Origin of the sequence: Clostridium formicaceticum, from assembly GCF_001854185.1 — a bacterium.
GTDB lineage: Bacteria > Bacillota > Clostridia > Peptostreptococcales > Natronincolaceae > Andreesenella > Andreesenella formicacetica.
The window spans coordinates 1,136,962-1,160,747 of record NZ_CP017603.1 but is presented as its reverse complement, the minus strand read 5'-3'; the positions used below and the strand labels follow the sequence as shown (position 1 = coordinate 1,160,747).

Annotated in this window: 19 protein-coding genes; 15 read left to right on the top strand and 4 right to left on the bottom strand. The window is 31.7% G+C overall.

Annotation, left to right across the window (positions count from 1 at the left end; genetic code table 11):
- The first annotated feature begins 12 nt into the window (after positions 1-12).
- From pglX to brxL, 3 genes are read left to right on the top strand one after another with little or no spacing between them, the layout of a single operon-like run.
- Positions 13-3,597 carry a BREX-1 system adenine-specific DNA-methyltransferase PglX gene (pglX, locus tag BJL90_RS05375; RefSeq protein ID WP_070965026.1) on the top strand — a complete coding sequence of 1,195 codons (3,585 nt, stop codon included), beginning with the start codon at positions 13-15 and terminating at the stop codon, positions 3,595-3,597.
- Positions 3,598-3,612: 15 nt separating this feature from the next.
- Positions 3,613-6,168, top strand: coding sequence for a BREX-1 system phosphatase PglZ type A (gene pglZ, locus BJL90_RS05370; RefSeq protein WP_070965024.1), 2,556 nt, complete (start codon positions 3,613-3,615; stop codon positions 6,166-6,168).
- Positions 6,169-6,190: 22 nt separating this feature from the next.
- Entirely contained in the window at positions 6,191-8,239 is a 2,049-nt protein-coding gene (gene brxL / locus BJL90_RS05365; RefSeq protein ID WP_070965021.1) for a protease Lon-related BREX system protein BrxL, read from the top strand.
- Between the two features lie 254 nt (positions 8,240-8,493).
- Here brxL and BJL90_RS05360 read toward each other — a convergent pair whose 3' ends face one another.
- Positions 8,494-9,399, bottom strand: a complete 906-nt coding sequence (locus tag BJL90_RS05360) for a helix-turn-helix transcriptional regulator (RefSeq protein WP_070965017.1) — start codon at positions 9,397-9,399, stop codon at positions 8,494-8,496.
- A gap of 144 nt (positions 9,400-9,543) precedes the next feature.
- On the opposite strand from BJL90_RS05360, the gene BJL90_RS05355 reads away from it, so the two are divergent.
- Positions 9,544-11,163: a hypothetical protein gene (locus BJL90_RS05355; RefSeq protein WP_070965014.1), complete on the top strand. Its 1,620-nt coding sequence runs from the start codon at positions 9,544-9,546 to the stop codon at positions 11,161-11,163.
- A gap of 82 nt (positions 11,164-11,245) precedes the next feature.
- Here the strand turns inward: BJL90_RS05355 and BJL90_RS05350 are convergent, their stop codons facing one another.
- Positions 11,246-12,139: a tyrosine-type recombinase/integrase gene (locus BJL90_RS05350; protein WP_070965011.1), complete on the bottom strand. Its 894-nt coding sequence runs from the start codon at positions 12,137-12,139 to the stop codon at positions 11,246-11,248.
- 334 nt (positions 12,140-12,473) lie between these two features.
- Between BJL90_RS05350 and BJL90_RS05345 the strand changes: the two genes are divergently transcribed.
- Genes BJL90_RS05345 through BJL90_RS05330 form a run of 4 tightly spaced genes read left to right on the top strand, consistent with a single transcriptional unit; the run spans position 12,474 to position 15,080 of the window.
- Positions 12,474-12,929: a hypothetical protein gene (locus tag BJL90_RS05345; RefSeq protein WP_070965007.1), complete on the top strand. Its 456-nt coding sequence runs from the start codon at positions 12,474-12,476 to the stop codon at positions 12,927-12,929.
- A gap of 18 nt (positions 12,930-12,947) precedes the next feature.
- Positions 12,948-13,229, top strand: a complete 282-nt coding sequence (locus BJL90_RS05340; protein ID WP_070965003.1) for a hypothetical protein — start codon at positions 12,948-12,950, stop codon at positions 13,227-13,229.
- Positions 13,230-13,260: 31 nt separating this feature from the next.
- Positions 13,261-14,388 carry a DUF7669 domain-containing protein gene (locus BJL90_RS05335; RefSeq protein WP_156778712.1) on the top strand — a complete coding sequence of 376 codons (1,128 nt, stop codon included), beginning with the start codon at positions 13,261-13,263 and terminating at the stop codon, positions 14,386-14,388.
- 5 nt (positions 14,389-14,393) lie between these two features.
- Positions 14,394-15,080 carry a hypothetical protein gene (locus BJL90_RS05330; protein WP_070965000.1) on the top strand — a complete coding sequence of 229 codons (687 nt, stop codon included), beginning with the start codon at positions 14,394-14,396 and terminating at the stop codon, positions 15,078-15,080.
- Between the two features lie 67 nt (positions 15,081-15,147).
- Here the strand turns inward: BJL90_RS05330 and BJL90_RS05325 are convergent, their stop codons facing one another.
- The gene (locus BJL90_RS05325) at positions 15,148-15,426 is read right to left on the bottom strand and encodes a hypothetical protein (protein WP_070964997.1); all 279 of its coding nucleotides are present in this window, start codon (positions 15,424-15,426) and stop codon (positions 15,148-15,150) included.
- A 144-nt stretch (positions 15,427-15,570) separates the two neighbouring features.
- On the opposite strand from BJL90_RS05325, the gene BJL90_RS05320 reads away from it, so the two are divergent.
- On the top strand, positions 15,571-16,323 hold the full coding sequence (locus BJL90_RS05320) for a DUF1444 family protein (protein WP_070964995.1): 753 nt from the start codon (positions 15,571-15,573) through the stop codon (positions 16,321-16,323).
- 9 nt (positions 16,324-16,332) lie between these two features.
- On the opposite strand, the gene BJL90_RS05315 is transcribed toward BJL90_RS05320, so the two are convergent.
- Positions 16,333-16,620, bottom strand: coding sequence for a hypothetical protein (locus BJL90_RS05315; RefSeq protein ID WP_070964992.1), 288 nt, complete (start codon positions 16,618-16,620; stop codon positions 16,333-16,335).
- A gap of 229 nt (positions 16,621-16,849) precedes the next feature.
- On the opposite strand from BJL90_RS05315, the gene BJL90_RS05310 reads away from it, so the two are divergent.
- The 6 genes from BJL90_RS05310 (at position 16,850) to BJL90_RS05285 (ending at position 23,679) form a co-directional block, all read left to right on the top strand.
- A complete protein-coding gene (locus BJL90_RS05310; RefSeq protein ID WP_070964990.1) occupies positions 16,850-17,047 on the top strand; it encodes a hypothetical protein in 198 nt (65 codons plus the stop codon).
- A 110-nt stretch (positions 17,048-17,157) separates the two neighbouring features.
- Positions 17,158-17,436: a hypothetical protein gene (locus BJL90_RS05305; RefSeq protein ID WP_070964987.1), complete on the top strand. Its 279-nt coding sequence runs from the start codon at positions 17,158-17,160 to the stop codon at positions 17,434-17,436.
- A 7-nt stretch (positions 17,437-17,443) separates the two neighbouring features.
- Positions 17,444-18,289: a heteromeric transposase endonuclease subunit TnsA gene (locus BJL90_RS05300; RefSeq protein WP_070964985.1), complete on the top strand. Its 846-nt coding sequence runs from the start codon at positions 17,444-17,446 to the stop codon at positions 18,287-18,289.
- Positions 18,286-20,412, top strand: a complete 2,127-nt coding sequence (locus BJL90_RS05295; RefSeq protein ID WP_070964983.1) for a Mu transposase C-terminal domain-containing protein — start codon at positions 18,286-18,288, stop codon at positions 20,410-20,412. The genes BJL90_RS05300 and BJL90_RS05295 overlap by 4 nt, the downstream gene beginning before the upstream one ends.
- The gene (locus BJL90_RS05290; protein WP_070964980.1) at positions 20,405-21,952 is read left to right on the top strand and encodes an ATP-binding protein; all 1,548 of its coding nucleotides are present in this window, start codon (positions 20,405-20,407) and stop codon (positions 21,950-21,952) included. Before BJL90_RS05295 ends, BJL90_RS05290 begins: the two co-directional genes overlap by 8 nt.
- Entirely contained in the window at positions 21,949-23,679 is a 1,731-nt protein-coding gene (locus tag BJL90_RS05285; RefSeq protein ID WP_070964977.1) for a TnsD family Tn7-like transposition protein, read from the top strand. Before BJL90_RS05290 ends, BJL90_RS05285 begins: the two co-directional genes overlap by 4 nt.
- Positions 23,680-23,786 lie beyond the last annotated feature (107 nt).

Sequence of the window (23,786 nt, the reverse complement as noted above, 5' to 3'; positions counted from 1 at the left end):
GAGGAAGTACAAGTGAATAAATCTGCTATAAAAAACTTTGCTGTAAGAGCAAGAAATAGACTTATCGAAGATATCACTCAAAAAGCCTACGAACTAGGTATAACAAAGAACGAGATAAAAGATATCGAAACCTTTGAAGGCGGTTTTAAGATAAAAGGTTTAGACAATAGCAAAACCTATAAAAAATATGAAGCGAAACAAAGAGAAAAATTAGTCTCAAATATAAGAGAAAAGGGATTTGAACAAGTAATAGAGGAAGTAGCCTACACATGGTTCAATAGATTCATTGCCCTTCGTTTTATGGAGGTCAATGAATATCTTCCAACCGGTGTTAGGGTATTATCTTCTGTAGAAGAAGGAAAAACAGAACCAGACATTATAAAGGAAGCATTAAATATTGATTTAGATATTGATAAAGAACTTGTCTATAAACTCATAGATGAAAATGATACAGAGGATTTATATAAATACCTAATTATTAAGCAATGCAATCAATTAGGTGAGATCATGCCTATGGTGTTTGAAGAAATATCTGATTACACAGAACTGCTCTTGCCTGATAACTTACTAGCAGAAGGCTCTGTAATAAGGGACTTAGTAGAATCCATTGAAGAAGGTGACTATAAAGATCAAGTTGAAATTATTGGATGGTTATATCAATACTATATATCTGAAAAGAAAGATGAAGTATTTGCAGATCTAAAGAAAAATAAAAAGATTACAAAAGAAAATATACCTGCTGCAACACAGTTGTTTACACCGAAATGGATTGTAAGATATATGGTTGAAAATACACTAGGTAGACTTTGGCTGGAATCTCATCCGGATGATGAATTAAAGGCACAGTGGAAGTATTACTTAGAAGAAGCAGAGCAAGATCCGGAGGTTCAAAAGAAACTAGATGAACTGAAAGATCCTAGTTTAAATCCTGAAGATATTAAGGTACTAGATCCAAGCATGGGATCGGGCCATATTCTCGTATATGCATTTGATGTTCTTTATGATATCTATTTAAAAGCAAATTACTCTGAAAGAGATATACCACAGTTAATATTAGAGAATAACCTATACGGCTTGGATATAGATGATAGAGCAGGGCAACTTGCAGCCTTTGCATTAATGATGAAAGCAAGGAGTAAAAATAGAAGGATATTTAGAAAAAGAATAGAGTTAAATGTTTGTTCAATCCAAGAAAGTAACGGGATTCCAACGGAAGCAATTCAATACTTAGTTAGCCCAAAAGATACTGCCATTGAAAAGACTATCCGCAGAGAAGATATTGAATATTTAGTTGAAATCTTTAAAGATGCCAAAGAGTATGGTTCTATATTAGAAATCAAGAAAATTGACTTTGATGCAATTGATAAAAGGGTAGAAGAAATTAAAGATGGAGAAACAATTGATTTATTTGAGTTTCAGCATAGAGAAGTTATATTAGAAAAAATGCCCCCACTTATCAAACAGGCAAAGATTATGAGTGATAAATATGATGTAGTTTGCACCAACCCTCCATATATGGGTAATAGAGGAATGGATGAAAAATTAACTAAGTATTTAAAAATTAATTTTCCAGATACAAAAGGTGATATGAGTACAGTATTTATGGAAATGTGTATAAGACTTTGTAGTTCAAATGGGTTAATGGCTATGATAAATATACCTTCTTGGATGTTCTTATCTACTTATAAAAAATTAAGAGAAGATATTATTAATAAGAATACTATTATAAACATGTTGCACTTGGGAAGAGGTATATTTGGATCTGATTTTGGGACCACATCATTTGTTATTAAAAAGGAGTATGTTGATAAGTATTTAGGTCAATATAGAAAATTATTTTTGAAGCAAGGTGCAGTTGATACTATAGAGCAGAAAGAAAAATGGTTTTTTGAAAATTTAAACCAATACTATAACTGTCAAGATAATTATAAAGTTATTGAAGATATGCCAATCGCTTACTCTATGAGTAGAGATGTGAAAGATATATTCAACAAATATAAGCCAATAGATAATTTTAGTGTTGTGACCAATGGTATGTTTACTTGCAATAATAATTACTTTTTAAAAATGTGGTATGAAGTAAATAGAAAAAAAATTAATCTCCAATGTAAAAACACTGAAGAAGCCATAAACAATGATGTAAAGTGGTATCCATACAATAAGGGTGGAGAATTCAGGAAATGGTATGGTAATCACGAGTATGTCATTAACTATATGAATGACGGGAGAGAAGTAAGAGAGTATAGAAAAGATAGAGGTCAATCCTTTTCTTTACCCGGACAAGAGTATTTTTTTAGAGAGAGTATCTCATGGTCCTTTGTAAGTTCATCTAAGTTTGGAGTGAGATACTATCCAAAGGGGTTTATATTTGATATTGCAGGATCATCTGTTTTTGCTAATAATACTGAAAATATATTTTTTATAACGGCATTTTTATGCTCTAAAATTGCATTTGAGTTCTTACTACTTGAAAATCCTACTCTAAACTTTCAAGCAGGAAATGTCGCTAGTCTACCATTAATAGAGAATATAGATGTGAGTGAAAAAATGGTAATTAATAAGTTGTGTAAAAACAATATTGAGATATCAAAAACTAATTGGGACTCATATGAAACATCTTGGAATTTTAAGAGACATCCTTTACTAGAGCATCAGCACAATAACAGTATGGTTGAACAATCGTTTAGGAGTTGGTTAGAATTTACAAGTAACCAGTTTGAACAATTAAAGACCAATGAAGAAACATTAAATAAAAAGTTTATTGAAATTTATGGACTTCAAAACGAACTCACTCCAGAGGTAGAAGAAAATGATATAACTATCACAAAGGCAGATAGACAAACAGATATAAAATCTTTCATATCTTATGCAGTTGGCTGTATGTTTGGTCGATACTCATTAGATGAAGAAGGCTTAATTTATGCAGGTGGGCAATTTGATATCAATAGATATAAAACATTAGTTCCAACAAAAGATAATGTCCTTGTTATAGCAGATGATGATTATTTTGAAGATGATATTGTGAATAGGTTTGTAGAGTTTGTAAAAGTAACCTTTGGAGAAAAAACATTAGAAGAAAACCTTGATTATATTGCAGAAACATTAGGTAAAAAGGCTAGTGAAACTTCAAGGCAAACTATAAGAAGATACTTCTTAAAAGATTTCTATACCGATCATGTAAAAACTTACAGTAAAAGACCTATTTACTGGCTATTTGATAGTGGAAAACAAAATGGTTTCAAGGCTCTTATCTACATGCACCGATATGATTCTTCAACAGTGGCAAGGGTTAGAACTGATTATCTTCATAAATTACAAAAGAAGTATGAAGCAGAAGTGAAAAGATTAGATATTCTTCTTGAATCTGATTTGTCTGCAAGAGAAAAGGCTGCTGCAATGAAGAAAAAAGACAGTATCAATAAACAAATATTAGAATGTTTGGCTTATGATCAGGTGATAGCCCATGTTGCCAACCAAAAGATTGATATAGACTTAGATGATGGAGTAGCAGTTAATTACGATAAATTCCAAGGCGTACAAATACCTCAAGGTGATGGAAAGAAGCCATTAAAGGCAAATTTATTGGCTAAGATATAAAAAGTAGGTGAAGAAATGAACTTAGCAGAAATAAAAAAAATACTAGAAGAAAACTTAAACAAAGAATCTTCAGATGGTAGGCTACGAAATATCATCTTTTGGTATGATGAAGAATGTGAATTTGCAGAGGATATTAATGACTTACAATTAGAAAATACTAAGGTTTTACATCTTGATGGAAACAATAGTTTCTATATAAAGCATTTACTAGAAAAAGAAGATACAGAGTCTAACTATTTGATTTATTCACCTAATTCTAAGCCTATGGCAAGAGAAAACTGGCTTTTAGACATTGAAAAATATAGTCAGGAGTTTTCAACTGATAAAGCAACGGTTATTATGAGGGATTTAGGTGTTAAGGATGAAACTCTACGAGGTGTATTTAAGAAGTATATCAGGTTCTTTGGTAATAAAGAACGATACAAGAAATTTGCTTCCTACAGTATGGGGGAGTTTACAGAAGAAAAGGTGAATGTCGCAATATTATCTACACTATGTAAATTGTCAGTAGCAGACTTTGAGTTAGTTGTAAAAACTATACTCATGGAAGCAGCAAAGGGTGAAAACAAGTATATTGAAGAAATCGTAAAGTTCGGGGACATTGATACTTTCTGGAATTTGGTTGAGAAGAAATATGGATACCATTTAGAGGAAAAGAGTTTAGAACAATTGAGCATAATGTTTTTGATTACGAATCTTAGTTACAACCTTGAAGCAAAGATGCCTAATACATGGGAGAAGTTTATATCTCCTAAAAAGGCAGATGCAATAGTATTTACTAATCACTTTATGAGCCATTCTGTGGACCATGAAATGTTTGATGTATTGGCAAATCAAACAGAGAGAAAGTTAAACCTAAAGGAATATTTAAGTAAGTGGGATATAGAAGATTATATCCTATGCGATACATTTAAGGCTTTTGATGAAGAAATTATAACATGGCTTATAACGAATCTAGTTGGAAACATAGGGGAGTTTGAGAAGTATAGAAAAGTTATTAATAGAAGAAGAACGACCCATTGGTTTAATAAATTAAATAATGAATATGAATCTATTTATTATGCTATGGAGATCTTGAGATTAGAGCAAGAGTTACAGAAAACTATAAAAGGCTCCAGTGCCTATGAAATCATGGAGAACTATACCAAGAATTATTATTTATTTGATTACTTTTATAGAAAATTCTATTTATCTTATGACAAAGTTGATAATAAAGATGTGTTCTATAAACTTGTTGAAGTCATTGAGAATACATATACGCACTGGTACCTAGAAGAACTTTCAATCAAGTGGTCCAGTATGATAGAAGATGAACTCATAGATGATATAAGGATCAATGGACTCGTTAAGCAACAGGAGTTTTACAATCAATATATTTACCCTCATATGCGAAATGAAGAAAGAGTTTTTGTTATTATATCTGATGCGTTGAGATATGAGGCTGCTAAAGAGTTTATGGATATTTTAAATAAAGAAAGACGAGGCAAAGCAGAATTATCCTTTATGCAAGGGGTAGTCCCTTCCTATACAAAACTAGGTATGGCAACATTATTGCCTCATAAAAAAATCGAAATAAATGATAAGGCAGAGGTTATCGTTGACGGTATTAACTCTATGGGAACAGAGAATAGACAAAAGATACTTTCTAAGTATTCCACTGATGTAGTTGCTATATCATACAATGACATGAAAGATATGAAAAGACCTGAATACAAAGAAAACTTTGATGGAAAGAAACTGGTATATATATACCACAATGTTATTGATGCTATAGGAGATAAGGCTGCAACAGAAAGAGATGTTTTTGAAGCAGTAGAAAAGACTTTTGAGGATTTAAACACCTTGATTAAAAACCTTGTGAATAATGTAAGTGCGACAAATATCTATATTACAGCAGACCATGGATTTATTTATAGAAGATCTAGTCTACAGGAGTACGATAAGATTAGTAAGGCTGATGTGAAAGCAATTGATGAAGGAAGAAGATTTATTTTAGCAGAAGAAAAGAAAGATGAACAAGGAATCCTTACAATACCAATGAATTATTTACTAGGAGAGGATGCAAAACTTAATGCAATTATACCTAAAGGAGTTACAAGGTTTAAAGTACAGGGTGCTGGAGCCAACTATGTGCATGGTGGAGCAGCCCTGCAAGAAATTGTAATACCGGTGGTAAAGTTTAAAAATATTAGAAAAGATGAATTTAAATCTTCCAAAGTAGAAGTGAAGTTAACCAATATATCCAGAAAGATTACAAATAGAATTACATATTTGGAGTTCTTCCAGACGGAAAAGGTAGAGGATAAAAAGATTCCTATGACGCTGAAACTTTACTTTGAAGATGATGAAGGCAATCGCATTTCCAACGAAAATATTATTATTGCAGATAGTAGATCATCAAAACCTGAAGATCGTACATTTAGAGAGAAGTTTACATTAAAAGATCAGCCTTATGATAAAGGACAGAAGTATTACCTAGTAATGGAAGATGATGAAGAATCAGTAGAAAAGATTTATGACAGAGTACCATTTATGATTGATTTAGCAATTGTAAATGACTTTGGATTTTAGTAAAGATAAGTAGGTGAACTACATGGAAAGTATAGATAAAGAGATAAGTCTAAATGCCAAGTTAAATACCCACTTTGCAGGTAGAGTGGTGAGAAAAGACTTAACGAAGAAAATAAAAGAAGGTGCAAATGTACCAGTATATGTACTGGAGTATTTGTTAGGGATGTACTGTGCCACAGATGATGAAGATAGTATTAATGAAGGTGTTGAGAGGGTAAAAAAAATCCTCTCTGACAACTTCGTAAGACCAGACGAAGCAGAAAAAATAAAATCAAAGATTAGAGAACTAGGACAATATACAGTCATAGACAAACTCACAGTAAAACTCAATGAAAAGAAAGATTTCTACGAAGCAGAGTTTTCTAATTTAGGGCTTAAAGGAGTTGCAATATCTTCTCACTATGTAAAAGAGTTTGAAAAACTTTTAGCAGGTGGAATTTGGTGTATATTGAAGATGAACTATTTCTATGATGAAGAAGTAAGAGATGCCAGTCCTTTTAATATATCAAATTTAACTCCTATTCAGATGCCAAACTTGGATATGGAAGAAATATTTAATGGAAGAAGGCAGTTTACAAAAGAAGAATGGATAGATGTTTTGCTAAGGTCTATTGGTATGGAACCAACCCAACTGGAAAATAATGTGAAGTGGCATCTATTAGCAAGAATGATTCCATTAGTGGAAAACAATTATAACCTTTGTGAGTTAGGGCCAAGGGGTACAGGTAAATCCCATATTTATAAGGAGATATCGCCAAACTCTATATTGGTATCCGGTGGTCAGACTACTGTAGCAAACCTATTCTATAATATGGCCAGTAAGAAAGTTGGTCTTGTAGGATTATGGGATGCTGTTGCTTTTGACGAAGTTGCGGGTATTACATTCAAGGATAAAGATGGCATACAAATCATGAAGGACTACATGGCTTCAGGCTCTTTTGCTAGAGGACGAGAAGAAAAGAATGCTTCAGCATCTATGGTTTTTGTAGGAAATATCAATCAAAGTGTAGATGTACTATTGAAAACATCACATCTTTTCGACCCTTTTCCAGAAGCCATGGCTTACGATTCAGCATTTTTTGATCGTATGCACTATTATCTACCGGGATGGGAGATACCGAAGTATAGACCAGAATTCTTTACGAATGAATACGGTTTTATTACGGATTACATAGCAGAGTTTTTCCGTGAAATGAGAAAAAGGTCGTTCTCTGATTCAATTGACAAATACTTTAATCTTGGAAATAACCTTAATCAAAGAGATGTAATTGCTGTAAGAAAGACTGTTTCAGGACTTGTTAAATTATTATATCCAAATGGGGAATATAGCAAGGACGATATTGAAGAAATATTAAGATATGCTCTTGTTGGCAGAAGGCGTGTCAAGGAGCAATTAAAGAAAATTGGTGGTATGGAGTTCTATGATGTTCACTTCTCCTATATACACAAAGAAAATTTTGAAGAAGAATTTGTATCTGTTCCAGAACAGGGAGGAGGAAAGTTAATCCCTGAAGGAATGGGAAAACCGGGACACATTTATCTTGTTGGTCACGGAGAAACAGGTATGATTGGCGTATTTAAAATTGAGACAGAAGTTGTACCCGGTTCAGGTAAGTTTGAGAGAACGGGACTTGGCTCTAATAGAGAGGCCAAAGAGAGTATAAATACAGCATTTAACTACTTTAAGGCTAATAAAAAGAATATCAGTGGAACCATTTCTGTTCAGAATTTTGATTACTTAATGCATATTCAGGATCTACAAGGCATAGGAGTAACTTCTCAACTGTCCCTTGCAGCCTTTATTGCCATGTGTTCTGGGGCTTTAAAGAAACCTATACAAAGTCAAATGGTTGTATTAGGATCTATGAGTATAGGAGGCACAATTACCAAAGTAGAGGAATTAGCAAGTACCCTGCAAGTGTGCTTTGACGCAGGAGCAAAGAAGATATTGCTTCCAATGGCTTCAGCAGCAGATATAGGAACTGTGCCACCAGAGTTATTTGCAAAGTTTCAGATATCTTTCTATCAGAATGTAGAAGATGCTGTATTTAAGGCTTTGGGGGTTGAATAAGTACAGTTAATATTTATAAAAATTTTTAATAAAATTTTTAAGTCTTGTAGTCTTTCCTATAAGATTTAACAGTATAGTATTATTAGAGAGAAAATAATTTAACTAAGTATCCACAAATAGTATGATTTGCTTAAAAGGTAAGGTGGATTTCTATAAATAATAAAAATATAATGCTTCTCATGCAAGATGACTATTTTAACTTTAATTTAAAAAACAAACTAAATACTATTCAAAAATTAAAAGAGGTTATCTAATTAACAGATAGCCTCAATTTTATTACTACATTCATTTTGATTTAAATAATATTTCTTTATAGAAGCAATACTTCTTTGATAATGGGTCTTTACAGCACTATAAGAAGTTTTAGTAATTGTAGATATCTCTTTCAAATTATAATTGTTGAGCCATAAGCAAAATATTTCATACTGTTTTAAAGTAAGGATCTTTTTCAGCAAATTGTAAAATTCATCATCCACATTAAAAGGGTGTATTTCATTAAAATGGTTACTTTTATATAACAATGAATCGAGAAAATCAAAACTTTCATCATCTTTGCTAGTAATTTGTGAAAAAGTAAATATCTCGGTGCTTACTTTAGAATCATGGTCATAGTGCTTTCTTAAAATACTTTGAAGATACTTCCAATAATGGTCTGCAAATTTAGTAATTAAGTATTTTTCATAAGTGGTTTCATACTTAAAAATGTAGGACTTTACTGTATCAGCAGTAATTTTTATTTTCTCACCTCTAACTATAGGATGAAGGCTTTCCCAAAAAGGTGTAAATAAATTTAGTTCTTGCATAGTGTATTTGGTGAGGCCTAATGTTTCCCAAACAAATTGATCTCTAGCATAGTCAAAGAAAATCTTATTATTAAACTTTGGAGTATCTCCATCATCTTGGAGATTATTTTGAATTTTGCCTTCATCTTGTAATTTGTGAACCCTATTTACTAGAAAGTGCCTTTTCTTAGATTTAATACTCTCTGTAAATATATATAATGGATCTATCAGGACTAAGCGTAATTTATGTTGTATGAGATTATATACATTTAGTAGGCTATCCATATCTCCATTGTTAAAGTAGTTCTCCAGATTATACTTAATGTCATGCTCCCGCTTAAAATTAATGGTACTAAAATCATAAAATACCTTACCCATTAAAATCACTCCTTTGCAAATTTTTAACTTTTTACTCAATTCCGAGAGAAAAATCAAATTTTTAATTAAAAATTTTCACCTATAATTTGATTTGATGAATGGATTGTGTAAAATGCTAAAACAAAAGTTGAAAGGGTGATATTTATGAGTAAAACATTTACTTTTGGGATAGTAAGAAAAATGGATATGGTTGAAGTATTAAATGCTAATAATATTTATCAAGGTATTAAGGGATTAGATTACTTATTTTGGATGTTAGACAATAGTGCTACTGACACAATTAAAGAGGAGATAGAGTTTTGCTTAAAAAATTATGCTGGAGAATATATTGTTAGTTTCTCAAAAAAATATAGAGGCAAAACAATTAAAGAAATAGATGATATAGATCCATATTATATAGAGGAATTCTTAAATCATAAGGATAGGGAACCCAATATACAAAGAATTGCGGAATATTATTTAAAATACTGTAGAACAGAAGGATCTTCTATAAATTTTATGAGTGCTGCGTATAGCAAAATAGCCTATCTTACCCATGAAATTAATAAAAATAGTTCTCACGATATTGCAATTGCAGTGTATTCAGTTTTTAAAGATATATTAAATATAAATATATTTGAGCAATGTCCTAGTTGTGGATTAGCAAAGAATAATAGGTGGCAGGGAATTATTAAAAGAGACAAGGATAATAATGCATATTTTGAATGTAAGGATTGTGGATACAATGTAGGTATTATAAGTTTCTTATCCCACTATTTACAAATGAGTAAAAAGGAAGTAGTTTATAAATTAGCCCAATACTTAGGTGTAGATACTGATGTTAAAGATTTAGATGAAACTGATATATTAGACATTAAAGAAACAAACGATAAAAAAGGGGATTGTATATTACTGCAATATAAGGGAATGAAGCCTACTGATTTAGGTACATTGGGGCTAGAAAAGTGCAAAGCAACAGCAAAGTTTTTTAAAGATGCAAAGTTATCTGATCATTATATTGAAAGATTTCAACTTATGTATGCAGGAGATAATGCTGATGACTATTTAAGAGGTAGAGTATGCTTTCCTGTAAAAGATGAAACTGGACAAGTGGTTGGAGTAATGGGCAAAAATGTAATTAGCAAAGAGGAGCATTACAAAAATGAGTTGACCAAACGAAAATTTATTGAGGGAGTATCATATGAACAAAAATTACAGGTTATAGATCGTACAACACCTTATAATGAATACAAAACCAACATAGGTTTTAATAAATCTTTTGCTTTATATAATATAGATAAGGCTGCTAAATCAGAGTTGAATAGACTGTTTATATGGAATTCGCCAGATGAGGTAATCTCAATGGTTAAGGAGTTTAATCACGAGAAGGCCGTGAGTATTATGCAAGATGTATTAAGTAAGGGACAGTTATACTTGCTGTACAAGCACTTTAAGGATGTAAGAGGCAAATTAAAAATTTACTTACCTTTGAAGGATGGAGAGCCGAATTCTAGTGAATATGTAAAAGAAAATGCCATGAAACTTGCTGAAATTGGATTTAAACATATTTATATTTTCCATATAGAAGATTATAAATCCTCATTTCTATTAGAGTTTTTATACAGTAAAGTAGACAAGGTGGATATTAAGGACATAAGTAAAAAAGAAATATGGTTAGAAAATTTGGACACTAAAGAGAAAACACTTCTTGAGGATAAGAATTATGAGATTATAGAAGAAAAAGAAAAAAGATATAGAGGATTTTTAGAGGATTTATTGGAATAGTTTGGACACTTATAAAAAATACTTTTAAACTTTAAAGGGGCTGTTTAAAAACAGTCCCTTTAGTTTAAAAATATAAGTATGATTATAGCAGGTCAACTGCGGCTTCTTTATCTTCCTCTAGCGGTACTGCATATACATCTGACAGTAACTGAATGGAAGAATGACCCACCAAGTTTGCTATGACTGTAAGAGGCACACCTTCATCAACCATTTTTTTGATTGCGTAATGTCTAAACTGGTGGGGAGATATATGAGTACCGATCTTAGCAGAATACTTATCTATTATTTTCCAAAGCCCAGACCTAGTGTAAGGTGCTTTTCGTTCGGATAAAAATAGATTATCATGAGGACTCTTAATTTTTAATCGTAGTTCCAAGTAATCATTTATAGCATTACGGCAGTCAGAGTTGATGGGAACTTTCCTATACTTTCCTTGTTTTCCGTAGACCATTATAAAGGAACCTTTTTCTTTGAGATGAACATTATTGATTTTTAGTGTGATAATTTCATTGAGACGCAAAGCGTGGTTAAGCAGTGCTATTAACGCAATATGGTGTTTATAGCCACTTCTATATATTTCTCTCCTTATTTTTCGGAATGTCTGCTCATCTATAGACTTCACGATAGGTGGACCTTGTGTCTTTACCTTTTTTAAATTACGAGCAATATCTTGCTTAATATAATCATAGGAATGCAAGAAGTAAAAATAACTTTTTAAACTCATTATCTTTAGATTAATGGTATTGGCTTTTGCATTTTTTACTGTTAGTAAATGAGAACGAAAATCTCTTAAATCTATTGTGGTGCAAGTTCCGGGTTGGAATGAATCTGAATTTGCCTCATTAAACCATTCTATAAATGTAATTACATTATCTAAATAAGTATTAACTGTAGATTCGGATTTATCTAAGTTCTCCAAATAAGTCTTGTATTCTTTCAAGTAATATTTATCTATAAAATTATCCCTTTTAACCATGTCTAAATACCTCCATATAAATATTTGTAGAAGTATATAGAAAAAGTAAATCTTGTTTCAAGAAAATCTTTGAGTTATATATATAAAATCCTATAAAAACAGGCCATATAAAGTTCTTGTTCCAATTTTTTAGGGATAGAGATTGAAGGAAATATTTTACAATGACTATATTACTGGATTATAAGAATCTAACTTTTTTATAGAATTAACAGATTGGAAACAGAATTCAATTTATGCTTTATAATTATGTTCCCTAGAAGGAAATTTAAAGAAAAGATATAATAGATGTAATATATAGGAAAATAAATTATTTGTAATTTAAGGGGGAGTGCCTATGCCTAGAATGATATGGAGTGAGTTATCACACTTACAACTTGGCAAGTACGCAGAGTATTTAATGAAGATGGAGTTTTTATCCTATGGGTTTGATGTATTTAATACGGAGGTAGATGATAAAGGAGTAGATTTTGTCATTAAAAGTGGATCAGGAAAATTCTATGAGATGCAGGTTAAATCATCTAGGGACTTAAATTATGTCTTTATGAGAAAAGATAAATTTGATATTAATAACGAAAGTTTAATTCTTGTACTTGCGTTATTTGAGGATAATAAGATGCCAGATGTATTTCTTATCCCTGCTATAGAGTGGAAAAGTCCTAATAATTTACTAAAAGGTAAAGATTATGAGGGTTTAAAAAGTAAACCAGAATGGGGAATAAATTTATCGCAAAAAAACTTAGGATTATTGAGCCAATATAGCATTGATATTATGATGAACAAATTTAAATAGAATTTTAGGAGGGAAAGTATGGACGATAGAGGATTTAGAGATTTTTTAGAGGGTGAAGGCTTAACTGATAAAGCAATTAACTCAAGATTAACACGGGCTAATAGAGTTGAAAGAGAATTTAATGTGAATTTAGATGTAGTAATCCAAAGTGAACAAAATATGATAGAAGTACGACAAAAGATCTATGAAAGTTATGGAGATAAAGGAAGTACACCGGGGAATTTATATAATGCAGTTGCAAAATATTATAAATTTAAGAATGGTATTGAGATGCCTAGAATAACTCAATTGCAAAGATAAGAGGAGATTAAGTATAGTGGGGGATAATCAGGTGATAACTAAAATTATTGAGAAGTATTATTTGGAAATAAATAATGAAAAACACCACAGGTTTAAGTCATGGGAACATTGCTACAAATTCTTTAAAAATAGAGAGATATTTAATTCTGTAGAACAGAAGGATATAGCAGCACTTCACTTAGCGTTTTATTTAGCAAGTTGGGGCATGTATAGAGGTTCAAGTTTTTTATTGCAAAAGGACTATAAAGTTCACCAGTATGCACTAGAGGTACTAGGGAAGCAAAAATATGATAATCTATGGACTAATAGACTTGAGGAATCTTATATTGAACATATTGACTTAATTATAGAATTAAAGCACGAAGTAATAAAATCTTACTCTGATAATATAAGTACTGTAAAAGGTAAAGAGAAAGATATTAATGTTACAGATACTTTGGTATCGAAGATATTACTAGGGGTACTAGGGTGTGTACCTGCCTATGACCGGTACTTTATAGACGGTTTAAAATACCATGGATTTAGATATACCAACTTTAGCAAGGATTCGCTGCTAGAGTTATGTAAATTCTATGATAGGTACCGTCTTGAATTTAATAAATTACAGGAAATAACAGAAGCCAATGGTTTAAGATACAGCCAAATGAAACTCATTGATATGTATTTCTGGCAAGTGGGGTATTCATTGGACCCAAGTAATGAACTCCAGCCTGAAGAATTTTCAATAATAGAACAATGTAGTTTGGAATGGAAGAAAATGAAACAAGCAGATAAGAAAGGCAGAGTATCAATTCCTAAAAAGATCAATGATGATGAAAAGAAGTCTAAATCCAAATCAGTTTTGGATATGGTAATAGAGGCAGTAGACAATATGGAGGGAGAGTTTACAAAAAAGGATATAAAAGACTACATATTCAGTAAATATGGAGAAATAAATGAAGGAACAATTAATTGCCAAACCATTCTTGGAACTGTAAATAGAGAGTCTAGGGTTAATTGGCAGGTAAATAAAAAAGAGAGAATTTCAAATAGTAGATATGACTTTCTTTATGACAAAGGAAATGGACACTTAGAAAAATATAACCCTGATATACATGGATTGTGGGAAATTAAAGAGAAAGACGGAAAATACTTTGTTAAAAAATATGATAGAGGGTAAGTTATATGCTTGATAAAGTGTGTTTTAAAGAATTATGTAGACCTATTGGTGTTGGTAAGGCTTATTTTAGACCATTTATTTGCAAAGGTGATATAAGTAATGCAAAGATATTTTTAGTAGGGATAAATCCTGCAACGCCCATATATCCAAATCAGATGAGCATAGAGGAATATGTAGAACTATTGGGTAACTATCAAAAATTTATTGAGTTTTATTCCAATAGTAGAATCCAGAACGATAAAAGTGAGATATCCCGAACACGGCAAGGAATTAATTCCTTTGTAAACTGGGTAAGCAGTGAAATAGGTATGGAAGTAGTAGAAACAGATATCATTACATATCCAACGCCTTCAGTAAAAGAATTGAAAAAAGAGCCAAAAGAAGTTATTAGCAAAGGGAAGGATAATTTCTACTATATTTTGAACGAAATGAAACCAGAAGCAATCATTTTATATGGTAAAAAAACAGTGAAATATTTTTTGGAGATTGCAGAAGATAAGAATCTTAGTTTACAAACTAAGATTGATATTGATGATCCAATTGATCAGTTAGAAAGAACTAGCCCAATCACTACATTCAACTATAATGAAAATAATAATTGTAAAGTGTTTGTGTGTAGACACTTTATGTATTACGGAAATACCGGAGATTCTTTTAGAGAGTTTAGAAATACTCTTTTAAAGCATATATAAATAAGGCTGTTGAAACAAATACTTTATTAATATTAAATCCTAAGCAAGTTTGCTTAGGATTTAATATTTAGTGAAAAGTTGCCCGATAGCCAAACGCAGCCATAATCATATGCAAGATAATACCGAATAAAATATGTTGCAATAAAAACGGCCTAGTAGAAGGGGTGGTCCACACACAGTAAAGGTAAATAAGATATGGGAGCACCCATGCAGAAAAATAAATTCTCTTTAAGTTTCTTTTAAATTCTATAGACCATTTTCTTTGAAGGTGTCCTGTTAAAATGTTAAAAATGGTAATATAAACAATCAATGAAATGAAGATTCCTTCTATATATGATTCAATCATTTAAACTCCTCCTAATATTTTCTTCACTTGTTATACTGAATCTCTTATCATAATTTCAAGGAAAAAGTTGAAAAGCCAAGCCTTCTTCCTATATAAAGTCTACGAAAAGAAATTTGGAATTTGAGAATAGAAGGAGGACATAAAATGTTTAAGTTTGAGGAATTTAAATTACAGATGTTGAACGAATTTATAAAGGAATATGGAGATACTCTATTGAGCAAAGACAATCTTATAATACAAACAGGTACATTGGAGGCTACAATTTCATTACAGGATGCTTATGAAGAATATAAACTTGCTAGAGATTTCAAGTTTATTAGTGGAATGTTTAAAAAAACACTTGAGGAAGAATTTGTGAAAAGAAAGTTCAAAATTGACTATGAGAAGGTATACCCCTTAATAAAATCTAAGGATTTTGGTATAGAGGAACCAATAAAGTTTATAAGAGATGATTTATTTCTAAATCTGGATATTTTATATGCTACGGATATGGGAGAAACCATGAGGTTTATATTAACTGATGATATATTTGATTATAAAAGGTTAAAGGAAAGTGCTTATAAGAATTTAGAAAGCACACTTAGCCCTTTAACCAAGTTAGATAAAGATCTTGAAATATATTCATTAGCCTTTTTAAATGATTATTCTCCTTCGTTTATTTTGTTAGAATCAATGAAGAAACAAATAGAAAGAAAGGTTGGAATGGATTATTTATTAGCCATACCTAGTTCTACTTCTTTTCTTGTTGCGAGATATCACCCTAAATACATTGACTTATTAAAAATGCTTATTGATGTAGACCCAGACCCACATAAGATATCGAAGGAAGTATATAGATGTAGAAATAGAATATATGAATATACAGATAAAAAGAATATCTTAAAGGTAATAAAATAGCCCCCAGGGCTATTTTATTATTTCCTGCTTGATCAAGTTTAGTAAATTGATGACATGTGGAACATTTGTTTTTATATAGCAATATTCTTCTTCAGGAAGATTAGATATAAATGATATATATTCCTCAATGACCTGTATATGATACTCATAAAAGTTATGCAGGTTGCCAAATAGAAATGAGATAATAAGTGAACTAAGTGCATCCTTTGCTAAATTGCTATCTGTTACTGAAAGGGTTGAATCTACAATACATAGAAAATAGTTTATTTCTAACCTTAAAATATCGAATTCTTTCATTAGCATCACTCCTCTAAAATTTTCAAGTATTTTATTTAGAAAAGTAAGTAAAGTCAAATTTTGGAGGATATTATTTTGAAAGTTAAGTTGAAAAGTTATGTATACAGATTTTTACATTTGTGTTAAAAATACAGCAATATCAACACTTTTAGCCCTGAAAATGATATAATTTTATTATAAAAATGAAACAACATTTATTAATTTTTATAGATAACTGGAGGGATAAATAATGAGAAAAACAATGATAAGACTTTTTATATCCAATGCAGTTGCATTAATGGTATTTTATTTAATGTATCAATTTGGAGTTTCCATGGATATTCCATTGGTACAGCAATATTTCATGATTCCACTAGCAATCCTAATAGGATACTTGATAAAAGAGGATTACAAAGAACTAAGAAAAGTACAGCAAACAGTAATTTAGACACTACATACCTAATAATCTAATGTATTTAAGAACAATTTCCCCTACAGTTTAAAACATACTATAGGGGAAATTTTGTTTTTTAATTAAGGACGAATAGGAGGAAATAAATGAGTGAGGAGTTATATGCAAGTACAACGCTTTTAAGTATTACATTATTCATACTTTGTGTAGTTGTACAAAATAAGTTTCCAGAAATGTTTGAGGAAGATGAGAATAAAAAACCAATGATTAATATAGAAGTAGACTTGTCAGATCCAATTCAGAATACATTATTGTTAATTGCAGTTATATTACTGCTGCTTCTACCTTATTTAAACTGGATTATTTCGTTAACATACGGTGCTTATGTAATCTATGAGGCACATACCAACAGGAACGGGAGGTAGAGTAGGTATGGCTAAGAGAAAATTAGTATGGAATGAAAATAAGATAAAAGAATTTATAAAAGAAGGACGAGGCTCTGGAGAAGGGGAGAATTATAAACCTTGGCTTAATACGCAGGACTTTCCGTCTATGGGTATGACTACCCGAACATTTAGTAAAAAAACAAACCGTATGCATCATTTCTTTTCCAATACTCAACTACACTACTTTTATTTACTAGAGTGGGAAGATGCAGTGTTAGACATACGAGAGCATTATCCACTACTGGATTTAGAAGAAGTTCTAAAAGATACATCAGATTTGAAACTCAATAAATTTCAAAACAAGGAGAATGGAACTTCATATATATTTGCAACTTCTTTTTTAATCACATTACTAGATAAGGATGGAAATACAAGGAGCATTGCAAGGTCGATAAAATATGCATCCGAACTTTCTAAAAGTATTACACAAGAGAAACTTGAGATAGAAAGGAGATACTGGCAAGAAGGGAAGGGTATAGATTGGGGAATTGTTACTAATAAAGATATCAATATTGTAAGAGCAAAAAATATAGAGTGGATTCGTTCGATTATAGATAGTAGTGAGTATCTTGGTTTTAGTAAAAGTGATGTGGAGGGACTCATAGAAGGTTTGTTATATAGACTAGTTGAGAGTAAGGGGATTATAAGAGATATTATATTTGGCTACGAGCAAGATTATGATATAGATAAAGGATCAGGACTTCTATTATTCAAATATATGATAGCCAATAAAATAGTAAAGATTGATATGGATAAACCTATAAATCTTAAAAACAACAGTAGCACATTGATATTTCCTCAATTTAAAAAGGAAGGAGTGGTGAATCTGTGAAGTATAGTGTAAATTCTATTATTGAGACTAAAATAGATGATGGACAACCTATTCTTGAACGGATTCTTTGGCTGGATGAAAAATGGACATATGTAATTGATATTAATAAAAATAATGTTCCTTATATAAAGAAAATAGAAGATTTGGAAACATCTTTAGTAAGTAAAACTGCTGCACTTATAGAGCCAGACCCTTTGATAATTGTATATAAGGAAGAAGATATTCCTCAAAGATATAAAGATATAAGAGATAAGAATTGGAGTATGATTAAGAAAATTGTTGTGCAGGAGCCACATATATTTCAGAACACCTTTAGAAGAAAACATGTTAAAGAGATTTCACAACAGAATAATGTAAGTGAGTTAAGTATTATGAATTTCTTAAAGAGGTATTGGAAAAGAGGGAAAGTGCCTAATGCCCTGCTACCTGACTATTTAAATTGCGGAGGACGGGGAAAAGAAAGAGTAGTTGGTGATGTTAAAAGAGGAAGGCCTAGAAAACATCAGGATGTGGTAGGAGAAGGAATTAATATAACAGAAGAAATAAAAAAGATATTTACCATATCTATTAATCGTTTCTACTATACTACTGCAAAAAACTCACTGGTACTTACCTATGAATTAATGCGGAAAGAATATTTTGTAGATGGACATAAGATGGTTAATGGAGTGAAAGTACCTATCATAAAACCACAATCACAGGTTCCGACCTTTGGTCAGTTCCGCTATTGGTTTGAAAAGCAGAGAAATATTAAAAAAGAAATTACAAGCCGCTATAGTAATAAGAAGTTTCAAAAGCAGTATAGAGCCATTACCGGAAATGCATCAGATGGAGTAATGCAGCCCGGTACATTTGAAATAGATTGTCAAATTGGAGATATATATTTAGTATCAAGGTATAATCGAAATTGGGTGATCGGACGGAGTGCGTTATATTTTGTTATCGACAGGTTCAGTAGACTTATATGCGGTGTCTATGTAGGATTGGAAACTGGATCATATGCTGGTGCAATGATGGCCCTTTTGAATGCAACCGCAAATAAAGTAGAATTTTGTAAACAGTATGGTATACACATTAAAGAAGAAGATTGGCCTGTACATCACCTTCCAAACAAAATAATCGCAGATAGAGGTGAACTTGAGGGAACCAACATTAATAATTTAATAAATACGCTTAATATAGAGACAACCCTAGCCCCCCCATATAGGGCAGATATAAAACCGTATATTGAAAATTTCTTTAGCCTTAATAATAATTTTATAAAACCTCATATTCCCGGAGTGATAGACTTGGATGGAAGGGAAAGGGGAGACAAAGATTACAGATTGAACAGTTTAATAACTATAGAAGAACTGATGATTATTATAATAAAGGCTGTTTTGTATTATAACAACTATCATATCCTTAATAACTTCAAGCGTGATGAGATGATGATAGCAGATAATATACCATGTGTTCCAAGAGATATATTTAATTGGGGCATTGCAAATAGAGGGGGTACGCTACGAACTGTTTCAGAAGATGTAGTCAAGTTAGCCCTGATGCCTTCAGATGAAGCCACTGTAACTGCTAAAGGTGTAAAATATAAAGATATGTATTATGTTTCAAAGGAAATGTTAAAGAACCAAACATTTGTAAATGCCAGAAAGAAAACTTGGAAGGTAAAGATTAGTTATGATCCAAGGGATCTAAACTATATATATGTTCATGGGGATTCTCCGAAGGATTATGAAGTATGCTACTTAACTGATGCAAATAGCAGGTACAAAGATAAAACAATTGAAGAAATAGAATATCTATTGACAGCAGAGAAAATGCAGAAAAAGAAGATGAAAGATATAGATGCCCAAGCCAAAACGCAATTGATAGCAGAGATAGAAGATATTGTACAACAAGCGAAAGAAGAACTTGATAAGGAGCCTGTAAGCGAAGAAAGCGATAAAAAAAGAATTGAAAATATAAGAGAAAACAGAAAAATTGAAAAGACGGCTAATAGGGTAAAGGAAGCATTTAAGTTAGAAGTTGAAGAAAAGCCTGTAGAAGATAGTGATTTTCATGAAGAAGAAGTAGATCCCATAGAATTGCTTCTAATAAAGCAAAAGGAGGGATTACAAAGTGACTGATAGGATACTAATTCCTGATGGATGTAGTGCAGAAGTAGCAGAATATAAAGAGCAGATTATACCTGACTATAAAAACAATCCTTTTATAGAAGTCCTCCCCCCACTGCTTACTGCTAGTGAGGTAATAGAAAAATTGGCTTTTTATCCTTCTTATAATGTAGAAGAAAGAAAACTAGATAGCCATCATAGGATACATCTTATTAACCGGATATTTCAAGTGTTCCAGCCGTTACCAATGAGCATAAAACTAGAAAGTAGAATTTCAAGGTCTATACGGCAAGGATATATCACTAGAAATCCTTACGGATGGCAGTTAGCACAAGGGTTTCGTCAGGATTATGAACATTTAGGCAATGGGGCTGTTGATGATAGTAGGATGGTAAATCCATCTTCCAGTGGGTTTACTTTGCTAGGAGTATCTGGATTAGGGAAAACTTCAGCACTTAACCACATATTAAGATTATATCCACAGGTAATCGTTCATAAAGGCTATTATGAAACACCTTTATCCACATATCAGGTGGTGTGGTTAAAACTAGAATGTCCCTATGATGGTTCTATTAAAGGATTGCTATATGACTTTTTTATTAGTATAGATAGATTATTAGGAACAAATTATCATCAGAAAATGGTTAAGACAAGACCTACAACAGATATGATGCTTACTGTTATGAATCAAGTAGTACGGAATACAAATCTTGGCTTACTGGTGATAGACGAGATACAGCATTTAAGTACAGCCAAATCCGGTGGAAGCCAAAAGATGTTGAACTTCTTTGTGAATCTTGTGAACAATGTAGGATTACCTGTAATTATGGTAGGAACACCTAAAGCCATGGGAGTTTTACAAGGAGAGTTTAGAAAGGCACGAAGGGGCATAGGAATTGATGGAGATATGATATGTGACCGTTTAAAAAAGGATAAGGTATGGAATTTGTTAGTACAAAGTATTTGGCATTATCAATGGACTAAGAAAGAGATCCAACTTACAGATGAACTAATAGACACGCTCTATCATGAAACACAGGGAATTCCGGATTTATTAATAAAACTTTACGCAACTGCACAGGCCTATGCCATTTCCAGTGGGAAAGAGGACATTACTCCGAGTATACTTAGAAAAGTTGCAAAAGAGAACTTACAGTTGGTGCAACCTATGGTTAAGGCTCTTAGAAGTGGTAGTATTCGGGAAATGGTTAAATACGAAGATGTATATATTCCTAATATAGATTTAAATGATGTTTTAGTGAGTACGAAAGAAAAGGTTAAACTTAATTTTGCTGCTGAAGAACTGCTAAATAAGATAAAAGAAAAAGAGAATGATAGGAGTATAGAAGAAACTATAAATAAAGAAGTGGTAATGAATAAAAAACAGTCTAAGCAGAAGGTAAAGGAAAAAAGAGAGCAGATAAATCCCCACGATATTCGTTATATTGTGCAACAAGGAGAAAAAGATAACAAGAGTGTTTATGAGATATTAAAGGAAAAGAGATATATTAAGGACTTTAAAAGTGATATTTTTACTGGAGGGATTATATGAACTTTTTTCCTACTCCCTATCCAGATGAAATACTGTATAGCACTCTTGGGCGTTACAGCATAAGAAGTGGCAATCTAAAAGAGATACATAATTTCGAGGATTTATTTTCTACTAGAAGTTGTATTGCTACCTTAGAGTTGCCTGTAAAACTGGACGCATTAATAGAAAACATGCCGATCAATACATTATATACAGCGGAGTATTTTATTAAGTATCATACTCTTTTTCCATATTATGCAGCCTTTATCTCTCCTGAAAGGGCTGAAGAAATCAGAGGTACTATGAGAAATGGAAATGGTTCAATACCTTATATAAAATTAGGTCTTATCTCTTACTCCATTAATCTAAATCAATATTTTAAGTTTTGTCCTCAATGTTTTAAGGAAGATATTAAAATCTATGGAGAGCCTTATTGGCACAGAATCCATCAAATAACTGGGGTTTTTATATGTCCTAAGCATAAAACTCCTATTTATAATAGTAAAGAATTAATAAGAGCAGGAAATAGGCAAAGGTTTATAAATCCTACAAGTGATAACTGTATAGTAGAAAAAGAGACACAGTACACAGATAAAGTTATGGAAAAGATGCTTTGGATTGCGGAAGATATAGACAATCTCCTTAAAGGAGGATTTAAGCATAAAGATCAGGAATGGTTCAAAAGTCAATTTAGAGCAAAGTTGATTAAAAAAGGGTATGCAAGGATGAATAATTACATTCATCAAAAGAAATTAAAACAAGGCTTTCAAGAATTTTATGGACAAGAGTACCTAGATATTGTACAATCTCCACTTTCTGATTCATCACAGTGTTGGTTATCTACAATGGTTCGTAACAATAATAGAGTTACATATGCATTAAGATATTTATTGTTGGCAAGGTTTTTGGAGATTCCTTTAGATACATTGTTTAATAATAAAATAGGCCTAATCAACAATACTGATATTCCTGAAAATGCAATAGATGCTTATCAAGGGCTATGGGAAGAAAGACTTAAAGAACTAATACAACTAAATTTGTCTATAAGAGAGATTGCTTCCATTCTAGGTTCTTCTACAAAAACCATAAGAAAGGTTATTGCTGAATTGGATATTAAGCCATTTTGGAAGTACAATGGTGGAGGTAAGTATATTAAGAATAAATATATAGATACGGAAGAATTTAAGGCCAAAAGAGGAGATTTAAGAAAGCAGTGGCTTGACTTACTTAAACAATACCCAGATAAGAGCAGTAATCAGATTCGTCAGGAGCATCAGGCAGTATATAGATGGCTTACAAGATATGATATTGATTGGCTTCGGCAACATGCACGAAGGAATGTAGAAAGACCTAATGCTGTGGACTGGCAACAAAGGGATCAGGAACTTGTGATAAAGGTAAAACAAGTGGTAAAGGAGATGCAGGAAGGAAAGCCAGAAAGAATTACATGGACAACTGTAGGAAGCAAACTAGGGGTAAGTGGATGGATGTCAAAGAAAAAAGATAAATTGCCTTTAACAAAGCAATATATAGAATCGGTACAAGAGAGCCTTCAGGAGTTTCAAGTCCGCAAAATTAAGTGGGGAATAAAACAATTAGAAAAAGAAGATATGGAAATAACTCTATGGAATCTAGTGGAGACAGCAGGAGTCAAGCCTAAATACATGAATGCTATTAAGACAGATATAGAGAAGTTATTATTAGAAAAAGGATATGAATGTGATTTTCCAAATTATGAAGATAAATAAGGTGCTAAAATAAAAACTTATAAACACAAAAAGAGTTACTTAGTGTTTATAAGTTTTTTTATTGGAGAATAACATCACTTTATTCCAATTTAAAAAGGAAAAAGTAG